This is a genomic window from Streptomyces alboflavus (assembly GCF_000716675.1).
GTDB classification, from domain to species: Bacteria; Actinomycetota; Actinomycetes; order Streptomycetales; family Streptomycetaceae; genus Streptomyces; species Streptomyces alboflavus.
Map to the genome: position 1 here is coordinate 21,117 of NZ_JNXT01000020.1, position 25,220 is coordinate 46,336.

The 25,220-nt window shown below is 73.0% G+C and carries 16 protein-coding genes; 11 read left to right on the plus strand and 5 right to left on the minus strand.

Annotated features, from left to right (window positions below; genetic code table 11):
* The first annotated feature begins 78 nt into the window (after positions 1-78).
* The 3 genes from OO63_RS16915 to OO63_RS16925 are packed head-to-tail and all read left to right on the plus strand — an operon-like array spanning position 79 to position 3,158.
* Positions 79-1,344: an ABC transporter substrate-binding protein gene (locus OO63_RS16915; protein ID WP_030357649.1), complete on the plus strand. Its 1,266-nt coding sequence runs from the start codon at positions 79-81 to the stop codon at positions 1,342-1,344.
* Between the two features lie 26 nt (positions 1,345-1,370).
* Positions 1,371-2,285 carry a carbohydrate ABC transporter permease gene (locus OO63_RS16920; RefSeq protein WP_030357650.1) on the plus strand — a complete coding sequence of 305 codons (915 nt, stop codon included), beginning with the start codon at positions 1,371-1,373 and terminating at the stop codon, positions 2,283-2,285.
* A gap of 36 nt (positions 2,286-2,321) precedes the next feature.
* On the plus strand, positions 2,322-3,158 hold the full coding sequence (locus OO63_RS16925) for a carbohydrate ABC transporter permease (protein ID WP_030357651.1): 837 nt from the start codon (positions 2,322-2,324) through the stop codon (positions 3,156-3,158).
* A gap of 39 nt (positions 3,159-3,197) precedes the next feature.
* Here OO63_RS16925 and OO63_RS16930 read toward each other — a convergent pair whose 3' ends face one another.
* A complete protein-coding gene (locus tag OO63_RS16930) occupies positions 3,198-4,811 on the minus strand; it encodes an alpha/beta hydrolase (RefSeq protein WP_234311106.1) in 1,614 nt (537 codons plus the stop codon).
* A 218-nt stretch (positions 4,812-5,029) separates the two neighbouring features.
* On the opposite strand from OO63_RS16930, the gene OO63_RS16935 reads away from it, so the two are divergent.
* Positions 5,030-7,897, plus strand: a complete 2,868-nt coding sequence (locus tag OO63_RS16935) for a tetratricopeptide repeat protein (protein ID WP_051810944.1) — start codon at positions 5,030-5,032, stop codon at positions 7,895-7,897.
* A gap of 133 nt (positions 7,898-8,030) precedes the next feature.
* On the opposite strand, the gene ppdK is transcribed toward OO63_RS16935, so the two are convergent.
* On the minus strand, positions 8,031-10,766 hold the full coding sequence (gene ppdK / locus OO63_RS16940) for a pyruvate, phosphate dikinase (protein ID WP_078619188.1): 2,736 nt from the start codon (positions 10,764-10,766) through the stop codon (positions 8,031-8,033).
* A 429-nt stretch (positions 10,767-11,195) separates the two neighbouring features.
* Complete coding sequence (locus tag OO63_RS16945) at positions 11,196-12,476, minus strand: ROK family protein (RefSeq protein WP_030357655.1); 1,281 nt, start codon at positions 12,474-12,476, stop codon at positions 11,196-11,198.
* A gap of 172 nt (positions 12,477-12,648) precedes the next feature.
* Between OO63_RS16945 and OO63_RS16950 the strand changes: the two genes are divergently transcribed.
* On the plus strand, positions 12,649-14,286 hold the full coding sequence (locus tag OO63_RS16950; protein ID WP_234311107.1) for an MGH1-like glycoside hydrolase domain-containing protein: 1,638 nt from the start codon (positions 12,649-12,651) through the stop codon (positions 14,284-14,286).
* Positions 14,279-16,300 (plus strand): amylo-alpha-1,6-glucosidase, encoded by a 2,022-nt coding sequence (locus OO63_RS16955; RefSeq protein ID WP_030357657.1) that lies wholly within the window; start codon positions 14,279-14,281, stop codon positions 16,298-16,300. The genes OO63_RS16950 and OO63_RS16955 overlap by 8 nt, the downstream gene beginning before the upstream one ends.
* Positions 16,301-16,508: 208 nt before the next feature.
* Here OO63_RS16955 and dusB read toward each other — a convergent pair whose 3' ends face one another.
* The gene (dusB, locus tag OO63_RS16960) at positions 16,509-17,660 is read right to left on the minus strand and encodes a tRNA dihydrouridine synthase DusB (RefSeq protein ID WP_030357658.1); all 1,152 of its coding nucleotides are present in this window, start codon (positions 17,658-17,660) and stop codon (positions 16,509-16,511) included.
* A gap of 50 nt (positions 17,661-17,710) precedes the next feature.
* Entirely contained in the window at positions 17,711-18,607 is an 897-nt protein-coding gene (locus OO63_RS16965) for a helix-turn-helix transcriptional regulator (RefSeq protein ID WP_030357659.1), read from the minus strand.
* 101 nt (positions 18,608-18,708) lie between these two features.
* Between OO63_RS16965 and OO63_RS16970 the strand changes: the two genes are divergently transcribed.
* The 5 genes from OO63_RS16970 to OO63_RS16990 all read left to right on the plus strand — a co-directional run bounded on the left by OO63_RS16970 (position 18,709) and on the right by OO63_RS16990 (position 25,154).
* Complete coding sequence (locus OO63_RS16970) at positions 18,709-20,154, plus strand: MFS transporter (protein WP_030357660.1); 1,446 nt, start codon at positions 18,709-18,711, stop codon at positions 20,152-20,154.
* 63 nt (positions 20,155-20,217) lie between these two features.
* Positions 20,218-21,678, plus strand: a complete 1,461-nt coding sequence (locus OO63_RS16975; RefSeq protein WP_030357661.1) for an MFS transporter — start codon at positions 20,218-20,220, stop codon at positions 21,676-21,678.
* Between the two features lie 122 nt (positions 21,679-21,800).
* Positions 21,801-22,817, plus strand: a complete 1,017-nt coding sequence (locus tag OO63_RS16980) for an aldo/keto reductase (RefSeq protein WP_030357662.1) — start codon at positions 21,801-21,803, stop codon at positions 22,815-22,817.
* A gap of 75 nt (positions 22,818-22,892) precedes the next feature.
* Positions 22,893-23,477: a TetR/AcrR family transcriptional regulator gene (locus OO63_RS16985; RefSeq protein WP_030357663.1), complete on the plus strand. Its 585-nt coding sequence runs from the start codon at positions 22,893-22,895 to the stop codon at positions 23,475-23,477.
* Between the two features lie 96 nt (positions 23,478-23,573).
* On the plus strand, positions 23,574-25,154 hold the full coding sequence (locus OO63_RS16990; RefSeq protein ID WP_030357664.1) for a GMC family oxidoreductase: 1,581 nt from the start codon (positions 23,574-23,576) through the stop codon (positions 25,152-25,154).
* Positions 25,155-25,220: the final 66 nt, after the last annotated feature.

Sequence of the window (25,220 nt, forward strand, 5' to 3'; positions counted from 1 at the left end):
CCGTCTGTCGTAATCCTCCCGCATGGTTGATCGTTGGGCCCGACACGTACCCGACCAACCGGCTCAGGGGGACACGTCATGACCATCAGCCGCAGAACACTGCTCGGCACCGGCACGGGAACCGCCCTCGGGTTGCTCACCGCGTGCGGTTCCAACACCGGCCGCGACGGCGGCGACTCGGACGGCAAGGGGCCGAAGCTGTCCCAGTGGTACCACCAGTACGGGGAGGCGGGGACCGAGAAGGCCGTGAAGCGGTATGCCGACGCGTACGACAAGGCCGACGTGTCCGTGCAGTGGCGTCCCGGCAACTACGACGAGCAGACCGCCGCCGCCCTCCTCACCAAGTCCGGGCCCGACGTCTTCGAGGTCAACGGCCCCACCCTGGACCAGATCCAGGGCGGCCAGGTCGTGGACCTCACCGACCTCTTCGACGGTGTGAAGGACGACTTCAACGCGGCGGTGCTCGCGCCGAAGACGTACGACGGCCGCATCTGGGCCGTCCCCCAGGTCGTCGACATGCAGCTCCTCTACTACCGCAAGAGCCTGCTCGCCGACGCGGGCCGCACCCCGCCGAAGTCGCTCGACGAACTCGTGGACACCGCCCGCGAGTTGACGACGAAGAAGGTCAAGGGGCTGTTCCTCGGCAACGACGGCGGCGCGGGCGCCCTCGGCGGCACCCCCCTGTACGCGGCGGGCCTGAGCCTGGTCACCGACGACGGCGAGGTCGGCTTCGACGACCCCGCCGCCGCCCGCGCCCTGAGCCACCTGCGCGCGCTGTACGAGGACAAGTCGCTGCTGCTCGGCGCGCCCTCCGACTGGTCGGACCCGTCGGCGTTCGTCCAGGGGCTCACGGCCATGCAGTGGTCGGGCCTGTGGGCGCTGCCCGCGGTCCAGAAGGCGCTGGGCGACGACTTCGGCGTGGCCGCTTTCCCCGCCGCCGCGTCCGGAGCGGAGCCCGCGGTGCCGGTGGGGGCGTACGGCTCGGCGGTCAGCGCCCGCAGCGCGCACAAGCAGGAGGCCAAGGACTTCGTGAAGTGGCTGTGGATCGAACGCACCCACTATCAAAGGGACTTCGCGCTCTCCTACGGCTTCCACATCCCCGCCCGCCTGTCGCTCGCGAAGAAGGCCGACGTCCTCACCAAGGGCCCGGCGGCCGACGCGGTGCGCTTCGCCACCGACAACGGGTACGCGGAGCCGCTGCGCTGGACCCCGGCGAGCCGGGTCGCGTACCAGGACGCGCTCAGCCGGATCATCAAGTCCGGGGCGAACCCGGAGAGCGAACTGCGGTCCGTCGTGCGGAAGGTGTCGGCGGAGCTGGACCGGGTGCGGAAGAAGTCGTCGTGAGCGCGGGCGCCGCGCGGCGCGAGCGGCTGTGGCGGCGCCTGGCGGGACCGCAGAACCGCAACCTCTGGTTCTGGGTGTTCGTCGGCCCCTTCGCGCTCGGCCTGATCGTCTTCACGTACGTACCCCTGGGCTGGAGCGTCTACCTCAGCTTCTTCGACGCCCACAACACCGTCTCGCCGAGCGACTTCGTCGGCTTCGACAACTACACGTCGATGCTGCGGAACGACGCGTTCACCGACAGCCTGTGGACGTTCGTGGTCTTCACGGCCTTCATCGTGCCGACGACGTTCGTCCTGTCGCTCTCGCTCGCGCTGATGGTGAACCGGATGCGGCGCGCGCAGGCGTTCCTGCGGTCGGTGTTCTTCCTCCCGGCGGCGTGCAGCTATGTCGTGGCGGCCCTGATCTGGAAGATGTCGATCTTCAACGGGGTGCGGTTCGGCCTGGCGAACACCGTGCTCGGCTGGTTCGGCGCGGATCAGACGGCGTGGCTGTCGACGACGGACCCGCCCTGGTACTGGCTGGTCATCGTCACCGTACGGCTCTGGCTGCAGGCGGGCTTCTACATGATCCTTTTCCTGGCGGGCCTGCAGCGCATCTCCCCCACCCTCTACGAGGCGGCGGCCGTCGACGGCGCCCGCCCCGGCTGGCAGGTTCTGCGCCACATCACGCTCCCCCAGCTGCGGACGACGTCCGTGGCGGTGACCCTGCTCCTCGTCATCAACGCCTTCCAGGCCTTCGACGAGTTCTACAACCTGCTCTCGGACGCCCGCGGCTATCCCCCGTACGCCCGCCCGCCCCTCGTCTACCTCTACTACACGGCCCTCGGACAGGGCCAGAACCTCGGCCTCGGCAGCGCGGGCGCCGTGCTGCTCGCCCTCGTCATCGCCGTGGTGACGATCGGTCAGGCGCGCTGGTTCGGCCTCGGCAGGAAGGCGGACTGACGCATGGCGGGAGTCACGAAACGAGGCGGGTCGCCGCTGTACGACGCGTGGGTGCGGGTGGGCCGCGCCCTGCGGGTGGTCCTCCTGATCGCCCTGGCGCTCCTCTTCCTGATCCCCTTCTACCTCCTGGTGCGCAACGGGCTCGCGTCGGAGCAGGACATCACGTCCCCCGACTGGACGTTCTTCCCGTCCACCCTGCACTGGTCGAACATCCGGGAGCTGTTCGAGGACTCGACCGTCCCGATGGCCCGCTCCCTGTACAACTCGGCCCTGATCGCGGTCCTCACGACCGCGGGGACCCTGCTCCTCGCCTCCCTCGCGGGCTACGGCCTGGCCCGCATCCCCTACCGCCACGCCGACCGCGTCTTCTACTTCGTCCTCGCCACGATGATGGTCCCGGCCGCCGTCACCTTCGTCCCCAGCTTCGTCCTGGTCTCGTCGCTGGGCTGGGTCTCGACGATGCGGGGCCTGATCGTCCCCACTCTCTTCTCGGCCTTCGCCTGCTTCATCTTCCGCCAGTACTTCCTGGGCTTCCCGAAGGAGTTGGAGGACGCTGCCCGGGTGGACGGCCTCGGCCACTGGCGTACGTACTGGCTGATCGTCGTCCCGAACGCCCGCCCCGTGTTCGCGGCCGTCGGCACGATCGTCTTCATCGGCGCCTGGAACTCCTTCCTGTGGCCCCTGGTGATCGGCCAGGACCGGGACGCGTGGACCGTCCAGGTGGCCCTGGCCTCCTTCACCACCTCTCAAGTCATCCGCCTGCACGAGCTGTTCATCGCGGCGGCCGTGTCGATCGTGCCGCTGCTCGTGGTGTTCCTGTTCTTCCAGCGGTGGATCGTGGCGGGGGTGGAGCGGTCGGGGATCGAGGACTGAGGCCCGTGCGCGGGGCGTTCCGCGCACGGGCGCGTCGGCCTAGCGCAGGCCGAAGGGTGAGGGTGCGGTCTCGGCGGACCCGGCGCGCCGCTGGCCGCCGGAGGTCGCCTTGCAGGTGAGGTCCTTCGCCGGGAGCTTGCCGGTGACCAGGTAGCCCATGGTGGCCTTCTCCGCGCAGGCGTTGCGGGAGTCGCCGAAGACGACGCCGTGGCCCTCGCCGCCGGAGACGGTCACCATGCGGGAGCCCTTCAGGGCGCGGTGCATGGCCTTGCCGGTGACCAGCGGGGTCTGCGAGTCCCACTCGTTCTGCACGACCAGCGACTTGACCTTGTTGTCGACCGTGGTGGCGGGTTCGGCGCCCTTGTCCCAGTAGGCGCAGGGGGCGATCGTGGAGGCGAAGTCGCCGTACAGCGGGTAGCGGGCGGCGCCGCGGATCGCGTCGCGGCGGTACGTCTCCGGGTCGCGCGGCCAGGAGGAGTCGGAGCACACGACGGCGAGCTGGCTGGAGGCCATGTTGTCCATCGACTGCTCCTGCGCGCCGGGCAGTTCGCGCACCTGCCGACCCTCGGCCGCCTTCTTCAGGTCCGCCACGACCTTGGCGCCGCTGCGGACGGTGAAGAACTCGGCGCGCGTGATGTCGCGCACCTCGGCGCCGTCGAGCTTCTGGCCGTCGATGACGATGGGGTCGACGTCGGCCCGCGCGACCAGCTTGCGGAAGGTCCGGGCGACCTTCGCCGGGGAGTCACCGAGGTGGTACGTGGCGTCGCGCGCGGCCGTCCACTTGGTCCACCGCTTGAAGGCCCGCTCGGTCTCCGGCGCCCAGACCTGGAACATGCCGCGCCACATCCGCTTCGGGTCGACGGCGCTGTCCAGGACGAAGCGGTCGGCGCGCTGCGGGAACAGCTGCATGTAGACGGCGCCGAGCGCGGTGCCGTAGGAGACGCCGAAGTAGTTCAGCTTCTTCTCGCCGAGGGCGGCGCGCATGACGTCCATGTCGCGGGCGGTGTTGCGGGTGCTGATGTGGGGCAGCAGCTTCCCGTACTTGTCGCGGCACTTGTCGGCCACCCGCTTGGCCAACTTGCTGTTCCGCGCGTGCTCGGCGGCGTCGCGGGTGGGCCGCGGGTAGACCTGCTCGGCGTCGGTGAGCCCGCACGCGACGGGCGTGCTCTCCCCGACCCCGCGCGGGTCGAACCCGACCATGTCGTACTGCTCGCGCACGTTCTTCGGCAGTCCCTCGGCGAACATCAGCGACAGGTCGAGCCCCGCGCCGCCGGGCCCGCCCGGGTTGAACGTCAGCACTCCGCGCCGCTTGCCCGGCACGCCGGTCTTGACTCGGGATATCGCGACGTCGATCCGCTTCCCCTCGGGCTTGGTGTAGTCGAGCGGCACCTTCAGCGTGGCGCACTGGTACGTGGCGGGCTGGTCGGCGGCGCACCGCTTCCAGGTGAGCTGCTGCCGGGTGTACGGGGCGAGGCGCTCGGCGTCGACTGCGGCGGCGGCTCTTGCGCCCTCGGATGACGCGGCGGACACGGCGGACGCGGCGCCCGCGGGGGCCGCCGACGCCGACCCGGCGACGAGCCCCGGCGCGAGCCCGGCCACGACTCCCAGCGCGAGCACCGGCACGAGGCGCCGCCGATATGCGGGATGTTGCACGTGACGCTCCTTCTGATCGGTTTTGGGTACCGATCAGTTGGACGCAGAAGAGGCCGTGTACACCTCCACCGGATCGCCCTCTGCTCTGAGCCGGGTCGGCCGGGGCGCGTGCCCGGGACCGGGCGGCGAGGCGGCGAGGCGAGCAAGTGCCTCTGAAGTGGGCTCGGTTGGGCTGAAAGCAATCTCCTTGCGTGCCCCTGTCAGGCAGGATGAGGCTCATGACGGAGGAGGGCGCGGGCAGAGCCAGGACCATCAGGAACCAGGCCAGGGACGTCTACGGCACCCTGGTCCAGGTCGGTGAGCTCCACGGCGACCTGCACGTCCACGTCACCCCCGACCCCACCGGGGTCGTGGTGCCCCTGGTCGGCCTCGACCAGGCCACTCCCGAGTTCTTCGTCGGCCGCGACCGCGAGGTGGCCGAGCTGCTCGCGGTCCTGGCCCCCGACAAGGCGGCCCCCGAGGCGCTGATCGTGTGCGCCGGCATGGGCGGGATCGGCAAGACGGCGCTCGCCCGGCACGCCTGCGACACGGCCGTGCAGCGCGGCTGGTTCACCGGCGGGGCCCTGATGGTGGACCTGCGCGGCTATGCCTCGGACGGCCACGTGGTCGCCGCTGCCCGGGTGTTCGGTCCGCTCCTGCGCGGGCTCGGCGTGGCGCAGGAGAAGATCCCGGGCGATCCCGGTGAGCAGGCGGCGGTCTACCACCAGATCCTGGACACCCTCGCGCGGGAGGGCAAGCCGGTGCTCCTTGTCCTCGACAACGTGTCCGCCGGCGCACAGGTGCGGGACCTGCTGCCCCGGCAGAAGGTCCACCGGGCCGTCCTGACCACCCGTGAGACCCTCGCCCTGCCGGGCGCCCGGCCGTTCGAACTGGACGTCTTCCCCGTGCCGGAGGCCCTCGACATGCTCGGCCGGGCCTTGCTGCGGGCCGACTCCGAAGACCCCCGCGTGGGCCGCGACCCCGAGGCCGCCCACCACCTGGTCGACCTGTGCGGCCGGCTGCCGCTCGCCCTGGAGATCACCGCGGCCCTGCTCGCCGAGGACCCCGACCTGTCGTTCGCCGACCTCGCCGACGAACTGGACCGAGCCGCGTCGAAGGCCACCGTGCTGCGGCACGGAGACCGGGCGGTCGCGGCGGCGTTCGACCTGTCCTGGCGCCGATTACAGAGCCGGGCGCCCACGGCCGCGCGGCTGCTCGGCCTGCTCAGCCTCCCGGCCGGGATCGGCCTGAGCACCGACGCGGCAGCCGCGCTCGCGGGCGTGGAACCCGCCACGGCCCGCCCCGACCTGCGACGGCTGCGCCACGTCCACCTGCTCTCGCTGACCGACGGTCACTGGCGCATGCACGACCTCGTCAACGCCTACGTCCGCGAACGGTTCGACACCGGACAGCTCGCAGGGCCCGGCGAATCCGCCGACGAGACCGGCCTCGCGGCACTGAGACGGCTCCTGGAGTTCTACGCACGCACCGCGGCCGACGCCGACACGTCCCTGACCGAGGACGGTCCCGTGGGCCGGTTCCGCGATCGGGAGGGCGCCGTCGCGTGGTTCGAGCGCGAACGCCTCTCCCTGATCGGGGCGATCGAGTTCGGCGGGACACTGTCGCGGCCCCGGCTGCGGTACGACCTCGCCGACGCGCTCTGCCCCTTCCTCGCCCGGCGCCATTACGTCAGCGACCGGATCGCCGTCGCCCGCCACCGGGTGGACGCGGCGGCCCGGCTCTCCACGGACCGCCGCGTCCTGGCCCACCGTCACCTCGGCTGGGCGCTGAAGGCGGCCGGCCGCTTCGACGAGGCCGTGGCGGCGCACCGGAAGGCCGTCGAGGTGAGCGACCCCGGGCAGACCGGCGACGACGCGCTCAACGAACTCGGCCTGGCCCTGCGCAACGCGCTCAGGTACGAGGAGGCGATCGAGGTCTTCCGGCGACTCGTCGACCGCGGCCGCGCGACCGGCAGACGGCGGACCGTGGCCATGGCCCGGTCGAACCTGGCCTCGGTCCTCTCGGCGACGGCGCGGCACGAGGAGGCACTCACCGAGCGGCAGGCGGCGGTCGGGCTCTGGCGGGAGCTCGACGACAAGGCCGAACTCGGCGCGCAGCTGAACGGCCTGGGCATGGCCCTGCTCGCACTCGGCCGCCCGGAAGGAGTGGGCCTGCTGAGAGAGGCGGTCGAGACGAGCGCCGAAGCCGGCGACCGGAACGCGGAGTCGACCGCCCAGGAGAACTACTGCATGGTCCTCGCCCACACCGGGCAGCCCCGGCTCGCGATCGCCGAAGCCCGTCGTTCGCTGGCCCGGTTCCGCGCCGTCGGGGAGCCGCACTGGATCAGTGAGGCCCACCTCGTCCTGGGACAGACCCTGACGTGGACCGGGAAACTCGCCGCCGCCTTCCGCGCGTACCAGCAGGCGATCGACACCAGCCGCGCCGCGGGGGACCGATTCGCCGAGGGCGAGTACCTGATCGTGCTGAGCGACGCGCTGTCGTCGGCCGGACGCCGAAGCGAGGCACAGGCCGCGCGGGCCAAGGCCGTGGAGATCTTCCGCGAACTCGGCGACCCGTTCCGGGGCGGCCTCGCCGAGGGCCCACCCCACACGCCCTCTCCCGCGGAGAGCCCGCCCACGCTGCACAGCGTGCACGGCGGCCCGGGTTGCTGCCTGCTCGGCCTCCTGGCCGTGGGCACGGGCGGCGGCTACTTCACCGTGCGCGAGGTCGGCTGGTGGTGGCTGCTCGCCGGACTCTCCGCGCTGCTCCTGCTCGCCCCCGCGGCCACATCCGCCCTGCGGGCGCTGCAAGAGGGGCCGAGAGCATGGCTCCAGCAGGCCATGACCAACCCGATACCGCCCGAGGTCGCGCAGAGTCCCGCCCGCTATCCGGCGTTCACGTCGGACGGGGCGCACGCGCGTGCCGGAGGCATGAGCTGCCTGCCGGTCCTCCTCGCCACCGCGCTGTCCTGGTACCTCGGTGAGCGCTGGCGGGGCCCCGAGGCGGGCGCGGCGACCGCGCTGGCCGCTTTCACCGTCCTGACGACCGTGCGGCTCCGTCTTTTCGCACACCGCGCCCGCACCACGCGACGGCCGCCTCGGCCGTGACCGGGACCGAGGAAGGGGCGGCACCTCCGCACAAGGTGCCGCCCCAGGTGAATCCGGGACCGCCGCCGCATCGGTCTTGGTCGGGGACACGGCGGCGGTCCCGGGGTCTGTGCGGGCCGGTGGCCCGCCGGGGTCAGCGGTGGTCGCTGCCCGCCGAGGTGGAGGCCGCGCGGCCCGCTTCGAGGCGTGCGACCGGGATGCGGAACGGGGAGCAGGAGACGTAGTCCAGGCCGACCTCGTGGAAGAAGTGGACGGACTCCGGGTCGCCGCCGTGTTCGCCGCAGACGCCGAGCTTCAGGTCGGGGCGGGTGGCGCGGCCTGCCGCGGCGGCGTCGCGGACGAGCTTGCCGACGCCGTCCTTGTCGATGGTCTCGAAGGGGGAGACGCCGAAGATGCCCTTTTCGAGGTAGGCGGTGAAGAAGGACGCCTCGACGTCGTCGCGGGAGAAGCCCCACACCGTCTGGGTGAGGTCGTTGGTGCCGAAGGAGAAGAACTCGGCGGCCTCCGCGATCTGTCCGGCGGTGAGCGCGGCGCGCGGCAGCTCGATCATCGTGCCGAGCGCCAGCTTCAGGGCCACGCCGGTGGTCCGCTCGACGTCGGCGATGACCTGCTCGGCCTCCTCGCGGACGATCTCCAGCTCCTGGACGGTGCCGACGAGCGGGATCATGATCTCCGCGCGCGGGTCGCCCTTGGCGTTCTTGCGCTCGGCGGCGGCTTCGGCGATGGCGCGGACCTGCATGGTGAACAGGCCGGGGATGACGAGGCCGAGGCGTACGCCGCGCAGGCCCAGCATCGGGTTCTGCTCGTGCAGGCGGTGCACGGCCTGGAGCAGGCGCAGGTCGTTCTCGTTGTGGTCCTTGCGGGACTCGGCGAGGGCGACGCGGACCGAGAGTTCCGTGATGTCGGGCAGGAACTCGTGCAGCGGCGGGTCGAGGAGGCGGACGGTGACCGGCAGGCCGTCCATCGCCTCGAACAGCTCGATGAAGTCCCGCTTCTGGAGCGGAAGGAGCTCCTTCAGGGCGTTCTCGCGCTCCTCGTCGGTGTCCGCGAGGATCAGGTGCTCGACCATCTCGCGGCGCTCGCCGAGGAACATGTGCTCGGTGCGGCACAGGCCGATGCCCTGGGCGCCGAAGCGGCGGGCGCGCAGCGCGTCCTCGGCGTTGTCCGCGTTGGCGCGCACGCGCAGACGGCGGACGCGGTCCGCGTACGCCATGACCCGGTGCACGGCCTTGACCAGCTCGTCGGCGTCGTCGGCGCCCGCGTGCATGCGGCCCTCGAAGTACTCCACGACCGGGGACGGCACGACCGGGACCTCGCCCAGGTAGACCTTGCCGGTGGAGCCGTCGATGGAGACGACGTCGCCCTCCTCGACGACGTGGCCGTTGACCGTCAGGCGGCGGCGCTTGGTGTCGACCTCCAGGTCCTCGGCGCCGCAGACACAGGTCTTGCCCATGCCGCGCGCCACGACGGCCGCGTGGGACGTCTTGCCGCCACGGGAGGTCAGGATGCCCTCGGCGGCGATCATGCCGTCGAGGTCGTCGGGGTTGGTCTCGCGGCGGATCAGGATGACCTTCTCGCCGGACCGCGACCACTTGATGGCGGTGTACGAGTCGAAGACGGCCTTGCCGACGGCGGCACCCGGCGACGCGGCGATGCCCCGGCCCAGCTGCTCGACCTTGGCGTCCTCGTCGAAGCGCGGGAACATCAGCTGCGCGAGCTGCGCGCCGTTGACGCGCTGGAGAGCCTCGGCCTCGTCGATCAGGCCCTGGTCGACGAGCTGGGTCGCGATGCGGAAGGCGGCACCGGCGGTGCGCTTACCGACGCGGGTCTGGAGCATCCACAGCTGGCCGCGCTCGATGGTGAACTCGATGTCGCACAGGTCCTTGTAGTGCGTCTCGAGCGTTTCCATGATCTGCATGAGCTGGTCGTACGACTTCTTGTCGATCTGCTCCAGATCGGCGAGCGGGACCGTGTTGCGGATGCCCGCGACGACGTCCTCGCCCTGCGCGTTCTGCAGGTAGTCGCCGTACACGCCCTGCTGGCCCGAGGCCGGGTCGCGGGTGAAGGCGACGCCGGTGCCGGAGTCGGGGCCGAGGTTGCCGAAGACCATCGAGCAGACGTTGACGGCCGTGCCGAGGTCGCCGGGGATGCGCTCCTGGCGGCGGTAGAGCTTGGCGCGGTCGGTGTTCCAGGAGTCGAAGACCGCGTGGATGGCGAGGTCCATCTGCTCGCGCGCGTCCTGCGGGAAGTCGCGCCCGGCCTCGGACTTGACGATCTTCTTGAACTTGGTGACGAGCTTCTTCAGCTCGGCCGCGTCCAGGTCGGTGTCGACCGTGACCTTCTTGGCCTGCTTGGCCTTGTCCAGGGCGTCCTCGAAGAGTTCGCCGTCGACGCCGAGCACGGTCTTGCCGAACATCTGGATGAGGCGGCGGTAGGAGTCCCACGCGAAGCGGTCGTCGCCGGACTGCTTGGCGAGGCCCTGCACGGACTTGTCGGAGAGCCCGATGTTCAGGACGGTGTCCATCATGCCGGGCATGGAGAACTTGGCGCCGGAGCGGACGGAGACGAGGAGCGGGTCGTCGGCCTGGCCGAGCTTCTTGCCCATCGCCGCTTCGAGGGCGGAGAGGTGCGCACTCACCTCGTCACGCAGTGCCGCGGGCTCGTCGCCACTGTCGAGGTAGACCTTGCAGGCCTCGGTGGTGATCGTGAAGCCGGGCGGCACGGGAAGGCCCAGGTTGGTCATCTCGGCGAGGTTCGCACCCTTGCCGCCGAGGAGGTCCTTGAGCTCCTTGTTGCCCTCGGTGAAGTCGTAGACGAACTTCACGCCCTGAGTTCCCTGAGGTACGTGGGGATCTTTGTTTTCCGACACGGGTCTCGACTCCTCGAGGACGCGGTGGCTGCCCTGACGGCGAGGAACATACCCAGATCGAAGGCGTCTGGGTACGTCCACTTGTGGGTCGCCCGGGCGTAACCACCCGTCCGCCACTAGATCGAAAGTGACTCGGGAGTAGCGCAGATGGCGCAATTGAGTTCAAGAGTTGAACGCACAGCCTTCGATGCCCCGCCATTTTGCTCAGATGAGCGGGTTGAACTCAGATGTGAGTTCAGGTCATAAATGATCGAGCGATGGCACTGAGTGCCACCCTTTGGAGAAGTGCAGTCACCCATTTCCCGCTCATCTGAGCGCAAGCCCCATCAAGGGTGGCGAGAATCACGCCGTTTGAAGCGGCCGGATCCGGGCCCGATCTCGGCATCCGGGCACCTCGGCGCCCACCCGCCGACCGCCCCGCGGGCCTCCTCACACCCCGAGCGCCGCGAGCCGCTCCTCCACCCGCTCCGGCGCGTACAGGTGCTCCACCACCAGCGCGCCCGCCCCGACGAGCCCCGCGCGGCCGCCGAGCCGCGAGGTGACGATCTCCAGGTGAGCCGTGGAGCGCGGCAGGGCCCGCTGGTAGAGCAGCTCGCGGACGCCGGTGAGGAAGGGGGTTCCGGCCAGATCTCCGGCGATCATGAGAACGCCGGGGTTGAGGAGCGTCACGACGGTGGCCAGGACCTCGCCGACCTGCCGTCCGGCCTCCCGCGCGAGCCCCACCGCCTCCGGGTGCCCCGCGGCGAGCAGCTCCCGCACGTCCGAGCCCGACGCGGCGGGCACCCCCGCCGCCGCGAGCCGGGCCGCCACCGCACGCCCGCTGGCCACGGCGGCCAGACAGCCGTACGAGCCGCACTTGCAGAGCGCGGCGGCGCTCCCCGGCACCCCGGGCACCCGGATGTGCCCGATGTCGCCCGCGCCGCCGTCGATGCCCCGGTACAGCGAGCCGTCCACGACGACGCCCGCGCCGATCCCGGTGGAGACCTTGACCAGCGCGAACGCCGAGCAGTCCGGGTAGTGGGCGCGCTGCTCCGCGTACGCCATGAGGTTCGCGTCGTTGTCGACGAGGACCGGGACCGGGGCGGCGGTGCCCGCGTGCGCGAGGGGCCCGGCGTGCCCTGCATGATCGGCGTGTCCGGCGTGCTCCATGAACGCGCGGCGGAGTCTGCCTCTTATGTCGTAGCCGTCCCAGCCCGGCATGATCGGCGGCTGCACCACCCGGCCGGTGGCGGAGTCGACCGGGCCCGGCACGGCCAGGCCGATGCCGCACACCGCGGCCGCGTCCCTGCCGCTCTCGCGCAGCAGCTCGCCGAAGACCGCGCCGAGCCGGTCCAGGACCCGCTCCGGGCCGTCCTCCACGCGCAGCGCGCCGCCGCGCTCGGCGACGACCTCACCGGTGAGGGTCAGCAGGGCCGTGCGGGCGTGCCGGGTCTCCAGGTCGGCGGCGAGGACGACGGCGTGCGCGTCGTCGAACTCCAGGCGCACCGAGGGGCGGCCGCCGAGCGGCGAGCTGACCGGGGTGCCCGCGCCCTCGCGCAGCCAGCCCGCGCGGAACAGCCGGTCGAGGCGCTGGCCGACGGTGGCCCGGGACAGGCCGGTGACGCGTTGCAGCGCGCCGCGCGTGGTCGCGCGGCCGCTGCGGACCAGGTGCAGCAGGTCGCCCGCGCTCGCCTGGGCGGCGGCCGGACGTGCCGGAGTCCCGTTCGTCATGCCCACTCCCTGCCCGCGCGCCCGGCCAGACAGCCTCTTGCGCTCGTCAACTCGGCGTTACATATTGAGTTTTGCGTGTTGCGCAGACGTAACTCTATGGTGGATGGATCCGAACTGACAGGCTGTCGGACGCGGCTCCGGTGCGCGGTCCCCCAGCCCCCGGGAGTGCCGCGTGGACCGTACGACCACGACAAGGGCCGCGATCCGGCCCCCTGCCGCCACCACCGCCGGGCCCTCGGCGCGGCGCGGCGCGGGCCCCGCGCCGCCACCGCCCCCACCGCACCCCCCTCGGACACCGGCGGCCCCACCGGCCGCCCCCGCCGCGCTCCGCGAGCGCGCCGCCCGGGTCCTGCGCGCCAACTGGACCGGGGCCTCCACCGTCCCCTCCCGCGCGCTGTATCCCCACCAGTGGTCCTGGGACTCCGCGTTCATCGCCATCGGGTTACGTCATCTCTCGCCGCTGCGCGCCCAGTTGGAACTGGAGACGCTTCTGGCCGCGCAGTGGGCCGACGGCCGTGTGCCGCACATCGTGTTCAACCCCGCCGTCCCCCTCGACGCGTACTTCCCGAGCCCCGACTTCTGGCGCTCCACCACCGCCGGGCGCGCGGCGGGCGCGCCGCAGGGCGCCCAGACCTCCGGCATCGTGCAGCCCCCGGTGCACGCCCTTGCCGCCTGGCTGGTGCACCTGGCCGACCCCGGCCTCTCCCGGGCCCGCTCCTTCCTGCCCCGCCTGCACCCGCGCCTCGCCGCCTGGCACCGCTATCTGCTGCACCACCGCGACCTCGGCGGCGCGGGCCTCGCGGCGGTCGTCCACCCCTGGGAGCAGGGCATGGACAACAGCCCCTGCTGGGACGGCCCGCTGAGCCGCGTCCCACCCGCGCGCCCGCACTGCTACCGCCGCGCCGACCTCGACCACGGCTCGCCCCAGGACCGGCCGACGGACCTCGACTACGGGCGGTATGTGCGGCTGGCCGCGGGGTATCGGGACGGGGGGTACGGAGGCAGCGGGGACGGTGGCGACAACGGGGACAGCGGGGACAACGGGTTCCGTTTCGCCGTCGAGGACCCCGCGTTCAACGCCCTCCTCATCGCCTCCGAGCACGCGCTCGCCCGCATCACCCGCGAGCTGGGCGCGACCGCGACGGCCCGCCACGACCGCGCGGAGCGGCTGACCCGGGTGCTCGTGGAGCGGCTGTGGGACGGGGCGGGCGGGATCTTCCGGTGCCGGGATCTGCTGGCCGCGGACGAGCGTCTCGTGGGCGGGATGCCGGTGGACGGCGCTCTCGTGCCCGAGCGTGGGGTCACCGGCCTTGTCCCCCTCGTCGTACCGGGGCTGCCCCGGGGCGTCGTCGACGCCCTGGTGCGTACGGCCCGCGGGCCGCACTTCGAGCTCGGCGGGCGGGCCCGCCTGGTGCCGAGCCACGATCTGCTCAGCCCCGCGTTCGACCCGCGGCGCTACTGGCGCGGGCCCGCCTGGTTCAACACCAACTGGCTCCTGGAGCGCGGGCTGCGGCTGCACGGCGCGCGGGAGCACGCGGACGCGCTGCGCGCCGCCTTCCTCGACACCGCGGTGGCGTCGGACTTCGCCGAGTACGTGGATCCGTACACCGGAGACGGCTGCGGCGCCCGCGGCTTCAGCTGGAGCGCGGCGCTCGCCCTCGACCTGGGCGTGACCGCGGCGGGCGACCCGGACATGGGCGGGGACGTGAGCGAGAGCCTGGGCACAGGCGTGAGCAAGACCTTGAGCAGGGACTTGAGCAGGGATACGACAGCGGGGCCTGGTTCGGACGAAGGGGCTCGGAATGACTGACCGGGAGCATCGCCTCCTTGTGCGGGGCGCGACGTTCGCAGCCGTCGGCGCGGGCGGCGACATCCGGGGCGTGCCCGGCGGCACCACCCCCGACGGGCTGTTCGTGCGCGACGCCCGCCATCTGAGCCGCTGGCAGCTGACGGTGGACGGCGCCGTGCCCGAAGTGCTCACGCCCGCCACCGCGTACGGCCGTGCCGACGACGCCGACGCCGACGTGGCGCGCTGTGTGCTCGTGCCGCGCGGCGGACGCCAGGAGCCGCCCGCGTACACCCTCTTCCGTGAACAGGCCGTCGTGGACGGCTCGTTGGTGGAGGCCCTGCGGATCACCAGCAACCGGCCCGTGCCGACGACGCTGCTGCTCGGGCTGACCGTCGACGCCGACTTCACCGACCAGTTCGAACTGCGCTCGGACCACCGTACGTACACGAAGACGGGGGCCGTGCGGTCGCGGCGGGTCCTGACGGCACCCGCCGAAGGACCGGCGGGGACCGATCGGCCCGGCGCCACCCAACCCCCCGTCCTCGGCGTCGAGTTCGGATACCGCCGGGGCGAGTGGCTGTCCCGCACCACCGTCACCTCCGCGCCCGCCCCCGACGCCGTCGAGGAGACCGGCACCGGCGCGCGGCGCCTGGTGTGGAGCCTGGAGCTGGCCGCGCACGGGTCGGCCGAGATGGCGCTGACCGTCACGGCCGGGCCGCACGGCGGGCCGCCGCTGCCTGCGCCGCCCCGCTCACCGCGCGCGGCGCTGCGCCAACTGACCGAAACCCAGCGGGAGTTGATGTCCTCCGTGACGCTCCCCGGGAGCTGGCCCGAGCTGGCCGCAGCCTGTACGCGCGGTCTCGCCGACCTCGCCTCGCTCCAGGTGCCCGCGCGCGGGCCCGACGGCGAGGAGCTGAGCGTGCCCGCCGCCGGAGTGCCCTGGTTCCTCACCCTGCTCGGCCGGGACGCGCTCCTGACCTCCCTCTTCGCGCTCCCCTACCTACCGCGGCTTGCCGCCGCGACGCTGCCCGCGCTCGCCGCCACCCAGGCCGGCGAGCACACCGAGGGGCGCGTCGCCCAGCCCGGCAAGATCGTGCACGAGGTGCGGCACGGGGAGCTGGCGCACTTCGGGCAGGTCCCCTTCCGGCGGTACTACGGCTCCGTCGACGCGACGCCGCTGTTCCTCGTGCTCCTCGGCGCGTACACCGAGCAGACCGGCGACACCGCGCTCGCCCGGCGTCTGGAGCCGCACGCGCGGGCCGCCGTCGGCTGGATGCTCGACCACGGCGGGCTCACCGGCCGCGGGTACCTGGTGTACCGCGCGGACGAGGGCGGGCTCGCCAACGAGAACTGGAAGGACTCCCCCGGCGCGATCTGCGACGCCGACGGGAACCGGACGCTCGGGCCCGTCATGGCCGCGGGGGCGCAGGGGTACGCCTACGACGCGCTGCGGCGCACGGCGTGGCTGGCGCGGGCCGTGTGGGACGACGCGGTGTACGCGGACCTGCTCGCGCAGGCCGCCGCCGATCTCCGTGACCGGTTCCAGCGGGACTTCTGGATGCCCTCGCGGTCCTTCCCCGCGCTGGCGCTGGACGGGGACGGGGGGCAGGTCGACGCGCTCGCCTCCGACGCGGGGCATCTGCTGTGGTCGGGGCTTCTCGACAAGGAGTACGGGGAGGCGGTCGGGCGGCGCCTCCTCGAACCGGACTTCTTCTCCGGCTGGGGCGTCCGCACGCTCGCCGCCGGGCAGGGCGCCTACCACCCGCTCTCCTACCACCGCGGGTCCGTCTGGCCCCACGACAACGCCCTCATCACCCTCGGCCTCGCCCGCTACGGCCTCCACGACGAGGCCCGCACCGTCGCCCGCGCCCTCGTCGACGCCGCCACCACGGCGTCGGGCCGCCTCCCCGAGGTCCTCGCGGGCTACGAACGCACGGCGTACCCCGCGCCGGTCCCGTACCCCCATGCCTGCGTCCGCGAATCCCGCTCGGCGGCGGCACCGCTGGCACTGCTCACGGCGGTGGGCGGGGCGTAGCCCCCCGCCCTGTGGGCAGCTGGTCCGCCCAGAGGGCGGAACGGGTGGGCACAGGGCGGACCCCGCGGCGCCGGGCAACCTGTTCCGCCCCCGGGCAAGCCACCTGGACGCGCACATGAGCGGTGCCGCACGCCGTGGGATGCGCCCACAGCGGTGGGGGGACGGTTGCGGCAGCGACCCCGCCGCCGGCCGGGGCAGGAAGGGCGGGTCAGCCGCCCGATGTGTCCAGTTCCGCTTCCGCCGAGATGCCCGCGCAGTCGTACGGGTCCTTCAGCCAGCCGTCCGGCAGCACCACGCGGTTGTTGCCGGACGTGCGGCCTCGGGGGCCGTCGGCGCCGGTGGGCCACGGCTGGTCGAGGTCCAGCTCGCCGAGGCCGTCCTCCAGTTCGGCGAGCGACGACGTGATCGCGAGCCGCTTGCGCATCTCGGAGCCGACCGCGAACCCCTTCAGGTACCAGGCGACGTGCTTGCGGAAGTCGATGACACCCCGCGCCTCGTCCCCGATCCACTCCCCGAGGAGCGCGGCGTGCCGCAGCATGACGGCGGAGACCTCCCGCAGGGAGGGAGCCGCAGGCGCCCCCGTCCCCTCGAACGCGGCCACCAGGTCCCCGAAGAGCCACGGCCGGCCGAGGCAGCCACGCCCCACGACGACCCCGTCGCACCCGGTCTCCCGCATCATCCGCACCGCGTCGTCCGCCGACCAGATGTCGCCGTTGCCGAGCACGGGAATCTCCGGGACGTGCTCCTTCAGGCGCGCGATGGCGTCCCAGTCGGCGGTACCGCCGTAGTGCTGCGCGGCCGTCCGCCCGTGCAGGGCGATCGCCGTGACGCCCTCCTCGACGGCGATCCGGCCCGCGTCCAGGAACGTGATGTGGTCGTCGTCGATGCCCTTGCGCATCTTCATGGTGACGGGCAGGTCACCGGCGCCGCTCACGGCCTCCTTGAGGATGGCCCGCAGCAGCGGCCGCTTGTACGGCAGCGCCGAGCCGCCGCCCTTGCGGGTCACCTTCGGGACCGGGCAGCCGAAGTTCAGATCGATGTGGTCGGCCAGGTCCTCCTCCGCGATCATGCGGACGGCCTTGCCGACGGTCGCGGGGTCGACCCCGTACAGCTGGATCGAGCGCGGCGTCTCGCTCGCGTCGAAGTGGATCAGCTGCATGGTCTTCTCGTTGCGCTCGACCAGGGCGCGGGTGGTGATCATCTCGCTGACGAAGAGGCCCTTGCCGCCGCTGAACTCCCGGCACAGCGTGCGGAACGGCGCGTTCGTGATCCCGGCCATCGGCGCGAGCACGACGGGCGGCCGCACGGTGTGCGGGCCGATGGCGAGAGACGTCGGCGACGGGGTCGGCGGCTGGGACATCGGGCGGCTCTCCGGGAACGTACGAGAAGGGGGCAAGCCTCCATTGTCCCTCACGCGCCGGACAGCTCGGCAAGGCGCCCGAGCGCCCGCTCGGTCTCGTCGTCGGCGGGCACGTACGCGACGAGCCGGGGCGCCTGCGGCTTCGCCGCCATCCACAGGTTGCGGTGCTCCAGGCTGAGCAGCCCCACCTCGGGGTGCCGGTACCGCTTGACGTGCGGCGACATGGTCGCGACCTCGTGCCGCTCCCACAGCGCGCGGAACTCCGCCGACTCCGCGAGGAGCCCGTCGAGCCGCTCCTTCCACGCGGGCTCGGCCACGTGCTCGGCCATGCCGACCCGGAACTTGGCGATGAGGTCCCGCAGCATCTCGTCCCGGTCGAGGAACGTCTCCCGCCAGCGCTTGCTGGTGGTGAGCAGCCACAGGCAGTTGCGCTCGCGCGGCGGCAGCTCCGTCAACTCGCCGAAGACCTGCGCGAAGGGGCGGTTGTGGGCGAGGACGTCGTAGCGGGCGTTCTGCAGGGTCGCCGGGTAGGGCGCGATGGTGTTCATCAGGCGCAGCGCGGTCGGCGAGAGCAGCGGGCAGTCGTAGTCGGAGCGCTCGTCGACGACGCCCGCGAGGACGAAGAGGTGGCCGCGCTCGGTCGGGTCCATGAGCAGCGCGCGGGCGATGGCGTCCAGGACCTGCGCGGACACCCGGATGGCCCGGCCCTGCTCCAGCCACGTGTACCAGGTGACGCCGACCGCGGAGAGGTGCGCGACCTCCTCGCGGCGCAGCCCGGGCGTGCGGCGCCGGGCCCCGCGCACCAGGCCCACCTGCTCCGGCGAGATGCGCTCGCGGCGGCTGCGCAGGAAGGCGGCCAGCTCCTGGCGGCGGATGTCGGGGGCGGAGGCCGCGGCCGGGGCTCCCGCGGGGGCTGTCGCGGCGACGGGCTCTGCGGTAACGGTCACACCCCCAGGCTGCCGCACCCCTCACCCCGTTGCCAGGTGCGCCCACTACCAGGATAAAGAGACTCTGGTACCCCCCTGAGGGCCCGCCCATCGTCGTACCCGTGACTCCCACGACCCACGACACCCAGCCCCACGCCCCTACCGCTCCCCCGCCCCCGAAGCCGCCCGTCCTCACCCCCCTCGGCCTCGTCACCGTCCTGCTCGGCGCCGCCCTGCCGATGATCGACTTCTTTGTCGTCAACGTGGCGCTGCCCGACATCGAGTCCGACCTGCGCGCCCCCGCCGCGACCCTGGAGATGGTCGTCGCGGGTTACGCCGTCGCGTACGCCGTCCTGCTCGTCCTCGGCGGGCGGCTCGGCGACACCTACGGGCGGCGCGGCCTGTTCCTGTGGGGTGCCGTCGCCTTCGGCGTCACCTCGCTGGCGTGCGGGCTCGCGCCGACCGCCTGGTGGCTTGTGGCGGCGCGGGTGGCGCAGGGCGCGGCGTCCGCGCTGATGCTGCCGCAGGTCCTGGCCACGATCCACGCGACGACGAGCGGGGAGCGCAGGGCGCGTGCGGTGTCGCTGTACGGCTCCGTCGGCGGGGTCTCGATGGTGCTCGGGCAGATACTCGGCGGTGTCCTGGTGGCGGCCGACCTGTGGGGCACCGGCTGGCGCATGGTGTTCCTGATCAACGTGCCGGTGGCGGTGCTCGCCCTGGTGCTCGCGGTGCGCTCGGTGCCGGACAGCCGCGCGGAGCGCCCGGCGCGCGGGGACCTCGGCGGCACGGTCCTGCTCGCCGTGTCCCTGACCGCGTTCCTGCTGCCGCTCACCGAGGGCCGGGCCGCGGGCTGGCCGCTGTGGTCGGTCCTGACGCTGGTCGCCGCGCCGGTCCTGATCTGGGTGTTCGCGGTCGTGGAGCGCCGCGCGGAGGAGAGCGGGGGCAGCCCGCTCCTGCCGCCGTCGCTGATGCGCGAGCCGGGCGTCCGCCGGGGCCTGCTGATCGGCCTGCCGATCTTCATCGGGTTCAGCGGCTGGATGTTCGTCAGCGCGGTGACCCTCCAGGAGGGCCTCGGGTACGGCGCCCTCAAGGCGGGCCTGACCTTGATCCCCATGGGCGTCGCCCAGTTCACCGCGTCCCTGCTCGCGCCCCGCCTGGTGAACCGGCTCGGCAGCCGCGCCCTGACCCTGTGCGCGCTGGTCCACGGCGCGGGCGTCACCGTCCTCGCCCTGACCGTCCTGTGGGCGCCCTGGTCCGCGCTCACGCCGCTCGCCCTCGCCCCGGGCCTGGCCCTGTGCGGCTTCGGCCAGGGCATCCAGCTGCCGCTGTACTTCCGCGTCCTGCTGTCGGCCGTACCCGCGGCGCGGGCGGGCGCGGGCAGCGGGCTCGCGGCCACGGCGCAGCAGTCGTGCCTGGCCGTGGGGGTGGCGACACTCGGGTCGCTGTTCCTCGCGCTGCACTCCGGGGTGGGCCTGCGCGAGGCCTTCGCGACGGTCCTCGCCGTCCAGCTCGCGGGGCTGCTCGGCCTGGCCGCGCTGAGCCTGCGGCTGCCGCGCGACCTCGGCTGACGCGGGGGCGCCCCCGCGGCCCGGCCGAGGCGGGGCACACCGCCTGGGGATACCGTCGGCCGTATGCCCGAGCTGACCCAGCGGCGCCGGATGCTCGTGCTCGCGATCTGCTGCATGAGCCTGCTGATCGTGAGCCTCGACAACACCGTCCTGAACGTGGCGCTGCCCACCATGCGGCGCGAGTTCGACGCCGGGGTCTCGGGAATGCAGTGGACGATCGACGCCTACACCCTCGTCCTCGCCTCCCTCCTGATGCTCGCGGGCTCGACCGCGGACCGGATCGGCCGCCGCAAGGTGTTCCAGGCGGGCCTGCTCGTCTTCACGCTGGGCTCGGTCCTGTGCTCCCTCGCGCCCAACCTGGAGAGCCTGGTGGCGTTCCGGACGGTCCAGGCCGTCGGCGGCTCGATGCTCAACCCCGTCGCCATGTCGATCATCACGAACACGTTCACCGAGCCGCGTGAGCGGGCCCGCGCCATCGGGGTGTGGGGCGGGGTCGTCGGCATCTCCATGGCGGCGGGACCGCTGGTCGGCGGGCTGCTCGTGGACTCGGTGGGGTGGCGGGCGATCTTCTGGGTCAACCTGCCGGTGGGCCTCGCCGCCCTGTTCCTCACCACCCGCTACGTCCCCGAGTCCCGTGCACCCGAGCCCCGCCGCCCCGACCCCGTCGGGCAGCTCCTGGTCATCGGCGTGCTCGGCGCCCTGACGTACGCGATCATCGAGGCGCCCACGGCGGGCTGGACCTCGCCGCTGATCATGACGTTCGCCGCCGTCGCGGCGACCGCGTTCGCGGGTCTGCTCCTGTACGAGCCCCGCCGCGCCGAACCCCTCATCGACCTGCGCTTCTTCCGCTCGGCTCCGTTCAGCGGCGCCACCGTGATCGCCGTCGCGGCGTTCGCGGCCCTCGGCGGCTTCCTGTTCCTCTCCACCCTCTACCTCCAGGACGTACGCGGCCTCGACGCGCTGCACGCCGGCCTGTGGATGCTGCCGATGGCGGCCATGACGCTGGTGTGCGCGCCGCTGTCGGGGCGTCTGGTCGGCGCCCGGGGGCCGCGCGCCTCGCTCCTGATCGCGGGCGTGGCGATGACGGCGTCCGGGGTGCTCTTCGCGGCCTTCGAGGCGGAGAACGCGGCCTTGAGCCGGGTGCTCGCGTACGTCCTGTTCGGCCTCGGCTTCGGCTTCGTCAACGCACCCATCACCAACACGGCGGTCGCGGGGATGCCCCGCGCCCAGGCGGGCGTCGCCGCCGCCGTCGCCTCCACCAGCCGCCAGATCGGCCAGACCCTCGGCATCGCGGTCATCGGCGCGGTCCTCGCCTCCGGGGTCGCGGTGGCGCACACGGATTCGTACGCGGCCGACTTCACCGGGGCCAGCCGCCCCGCGTGGTGGATCATCACGGGCTGCGGCGCGGCGGTCCTGGCCGTCGGGGCCCTGACCAGCGGGGCGTGGGCGCGCGGGACGGCGCGGCGGACGGCGGAGCGGCTGACCTTGAGTAACAAGTTACAGATGACAGATAACAAAACTTGAAATCTGTCAGCGCACGGTGCATGCTGGACCCACGCCCCCGCCACGGAGGAGCGCACCCGCCACCCGGCGGGGCATCCCGCGGCCGGGCACCCCTCCGACCAAGCAAAAGCCCTGGAGCCCTCATGCGCACCCTGAAGCTCGGCACCACCGGCCCCACCACCTCCGCCCTCGGCCTCGGCTGCATGGGCATGTCCGCGCTGTACGGCGAGGCCGACCGCACGGAGTCCATCGCCACGATCCACGCGGCCCTCGAAGCGGGCGTCACGCTCCTCGACACCGGCGACTTCTACGCGATGGGCCACAACGAACTCCTCATCGGCGAGGCCCTGCGCACCGCCCCCGCCGCCCACCGCGAACAGGCCCTGACCAGCGTCAAGTTCGGCGCCCTCCGCGACCCGGACGGCGGCTGGTCCGGCTACGACGGGCGCCCGGCGGCGGTGAAGAACTTCGCCGCGTACTCGCTGCAGCGCCTCGGCGTCGACCACATCGACGTCTACCGCATCGCCCGCCTCGACCCCGACGTCCCCGTCGAGGAGACCGTCGGCGCCATCGCCGAGCTGGTAGAGAAGGGCCATGTGCGCCACATCGGCCTCTCCGAGGTCAGCGCGGAGTCCCTGCGCCGCGCGGCGGCCGTCGCCCCCGTCTCGGACCTGCAGATCGAGTACTCCTTGATCTCCCGCGGCATCGAGGCCGAGATCCTGCCCACGGCCGCCGAACTCGGCATCGGTGTCACCGCGTACGGCGTGCTCTCGCGCGGCCTGATCTCCGGGCACTTCGAGCGCGACCGGCAGCTCGCCGCGAACGACTTCCGCGGCATGAGCCCCCGCTTCCAGGGCGACAACCTGCAGCGCAACCTCGACCTCGTCGACGCCCTGCGCAAGATCGCCGAGAGCAAGGGCGTGAGCGTCGCGCAGACCGCCATCGCCTGGGTCCTCGCGCAGGGCCCGCGGTCCGGCGCCTCGATCGTGCCGCTGGTCGGCGCCCGCCGCAGGGACCGGCTCACCGAGGCGCTCGGCGCCCTGGACGTCACGCTCGACGACGCCGACCTCGCCGCGATCGAGCGGGCCGTCCCCACCGACGCCGTCGCGGGCGCCCGCTACCCCGAGTCGCAGATGGCGCACCTCGACAGCGAGCACTGACATGGCCGGGCACCGGCGCCGTCAGCTCTGTCGGCGCCGTCAGCTCTGTCAGTGGCGACAGGTACCTTCTTGACCATGGCTACGACCGAGACTCTGACCGCCGAGCGCATCCTCGCCGCGACCGAGGAGGTGCTGCGCCGGCACGGCGCCGCCAAGGCGACCGTGGTGGACGTGGCCCGCGTGCTCGGCGTCAGCCACGCCAGCGTGTACCGCCACTTCCGTACGAAGGCCGCGCTGCGCGAGGCCGTCACCAAGCGGTGGCTGGACCGGACGTCCGACGCCCTGTCCGGCGTGGTCGACGCGGACGGGCCCGCCGAGGACCGCCTGCGGCGCTGGCTCGCCGGTCTCTTCGAGGCCAAGCAGCACAAGGCGGGCGACGACCCCGAGCTGTTCGGGACGTACACGGTCCTGGTCGGCGAGGCCAGCGAGGTCGTCGACGAGCACATCGCGGACCTCACAGGCCAGCTCGCCGCGATCGTCCGACAGGGCGTCGAGGGCGGCGCGTTCGCCCCCTGCGACCCGGACGTCACGGCCCGCGCCCTGTTCGAGGCCACCGCCCGGTACCACGACCCGGCGTACGCACCCGAGTGGTCCCGCCCGGACGCCGAGGAGGCCTTCACGGCGCTGCTCGACCTGCTCGTCCGGGGCCTGCGCCCCTGATTCCCCCGTTCCGCGATTCCCCCGTTCCGCTGACTCGCCCCCGCCCCTCCTGATTCCCTGAACCCCGGCACACCCGTGGGACATCAGGAGGCTGAAGTGGCGTCAGGGACAAGCGAGTTGGCGGAGTCGGTGCGGATCGAGGCCGATTACATCGTCGTGGGCGCCGGGTCGGCCGGGTGCGTGCTCGCCGCCCGGCTCAGCGAGGACGCCGACACCAGCGTGCTGCTGCTCGAAGCGGGCCCCCGCGAGACGAAGGCGGACCTCGCGACGCCCTTCGCGTGGCCGTCGCTGTTCGGCTCGGACGTGGACCACGGCTACGCCTCGGTGCCGCAGCCCGGCCTCGGCGGCATCGCCCCGCCCTGCCCGCGTGGGCGCACCCTCGGCGGTTCCAGCGCGATCAACGCGATGGTGTTCCTGCGCGGGCATCGCGCGGACTACGACGCGTGGGCGGCGGCGGGCTGCACGGGCTGGGGGTTCGACGAGCTGCTGCCGTACTTCCGGCGGATGGAGTCGGTGCCCGCGCCCCGCCCGGGTGAGGGCTCGGGCTCGGCCGCCGGATCTCGTGGGCGCTCCGGGCCCCTGCGCCCCGCTCCCGTCCCCGACGCCGACGTCAACCCGCTCTCCCGCGCCTTCGTCGCGGCCGCTGCCGCCGCGGGCCACCCCGTGACGGACGACTTCAACGGCGACTGCCAGGAAGGCGCGGGGCTGCACGACTTGACGGTCGCCGACGGGGTCCGGCAGAGCGCGGCGGACGCGTATCTGCACCCGGTCGCCGCGGACCGCCCGAATCTGACGGTGGCCACGGACTCCCGCGCGCACCGGCTGCTCTTCGACGGCGACCGGTGCACGGGCGTGGAGTTCACGCGCGACGGCAGGTCGGTGCGGGCGTACGCGCGCGCCGAAGTGATCGTCAGTGCGGGCGCCGTCGACTCGCCCCGGCTGCTCCTGCTGTCCGGCGTCGGCCCCGCCGACGAGTTGCGCGGGGCCGGGGTCGAGGTGCGCCACGATCTGCCGGGGGTCGGCCGTGGGCTCCAGGATCATCCGCTGTGCGGGCTGGTGTACGCGGCCGAGAAGCCGATACCGGCGGGCCGTGCGAACCTCTCGGAGGCGTCCCTGTCCTGGCGCAGCGATGCCGCCCTGGCGGGCCCGGACATGCAGGTGATGTTCATCCATGTGCCGTACCACCCGCCGACGATGACGGCGCCGGAGAACGGCTTCACACTCGGTGTGGCGACCGTCCCGCGTGCCCGGGGCTCGGTACGTCTGGCCGACGCGGGCCCGGACACGCCCCCGTTGATCGATCCCGGTTATCTGGCGGACGAGGACGACGTGCGGCGGATGCTGCACGGCCTTGAGGTGGCGCGGGAGATAGCGGCGGCGGGCCCGTTCGCGGAGTGGGGGGCGCGGGAGGTGCTGCCGGGACCGGGGGCCACGGACGCGGCGGGGCTGCGGGCGTTCCTCGCGGCAGCGACGGGGCCGTACTTCCATCTGGCGGGGAGTTGCGCGATGGGGGCGGGCCCGGAGGCGGTGGTGACGCCGGACCTCAGGGTGCGGGGCGTGGCTGGGCTCAGGGTCGCGGACGCGTCGGTGATGCCGTCGATGGTGTCGGTGAACACGAATGCCGCTGCGCTGGTCATCGGGGAGAGGGCGGCCGACCTGGTGCGTGGCGCGGAGTAGTGCGTTTTCGGGTGCGGGTGCGTCGTGGCTGGTCGCGCAGTTCCCCGCGCCCCTTTGGGGCGCTCC

Bases quoted from the DNA above. Each gene is read 5' to 3' on its own strand.
- OO63_RS16915 (WP_030357649.1), top strand. From the start codon at position 79: ATGACCATCAGCCGCAGAACACTGCTCGGCACCGGCACGGGAACCGCC.
- OO63_RS16935 (WP_051810944.1), top strand. From the start codon at position 5,030: ATGACGGAGGAGGGCGCGGGCAGAGCCAGGACCATCAGGAACCAGGCC.
- OO63_RS16945 (WP_030357655.1), bottom strand. From the start codon at position 12,476: ATGACGAACGGGACTCCGGCACGTCCGGCCGCCGCCCAGGCGAGCGCG.
- OO63_RS16955 (WP_030357657.1), top strand. From the start codon at position 14,279: ATGACTGACCGGGAGCATCGCCTCCTTGTGCGGGGCGCGACGTTCGCA.
- dusB (WP_030357658.1), bottom strand. From the start codon at position 17,660: ATGTCCCAGCCGCCGACCCCGTCGCCGACGTCTCTCGCCATCGGCCCG.
- OO63_RS16975 (WP_030357661.1), top strand. From the start codon at position 20,218: ATGCCCGAGCTGACCCAGCGGCGCCGGATGCTCGTGCTCGCGATCTGC.
- OO63_RS16980 (WP_030357662.1), top strand. From the start codon at position 21,801: ATGCGCACCCTGAAGCTCGGCACCACCGGCCCCACCACCTCCGCCCTC.
- OO63_RS16985 (WP_030357663.1), top strand. From the start codon at position 22,893: ATGGCTACGACCGAGACTCTGACCGCCGAGCGCATCCTCGCCGCGACC.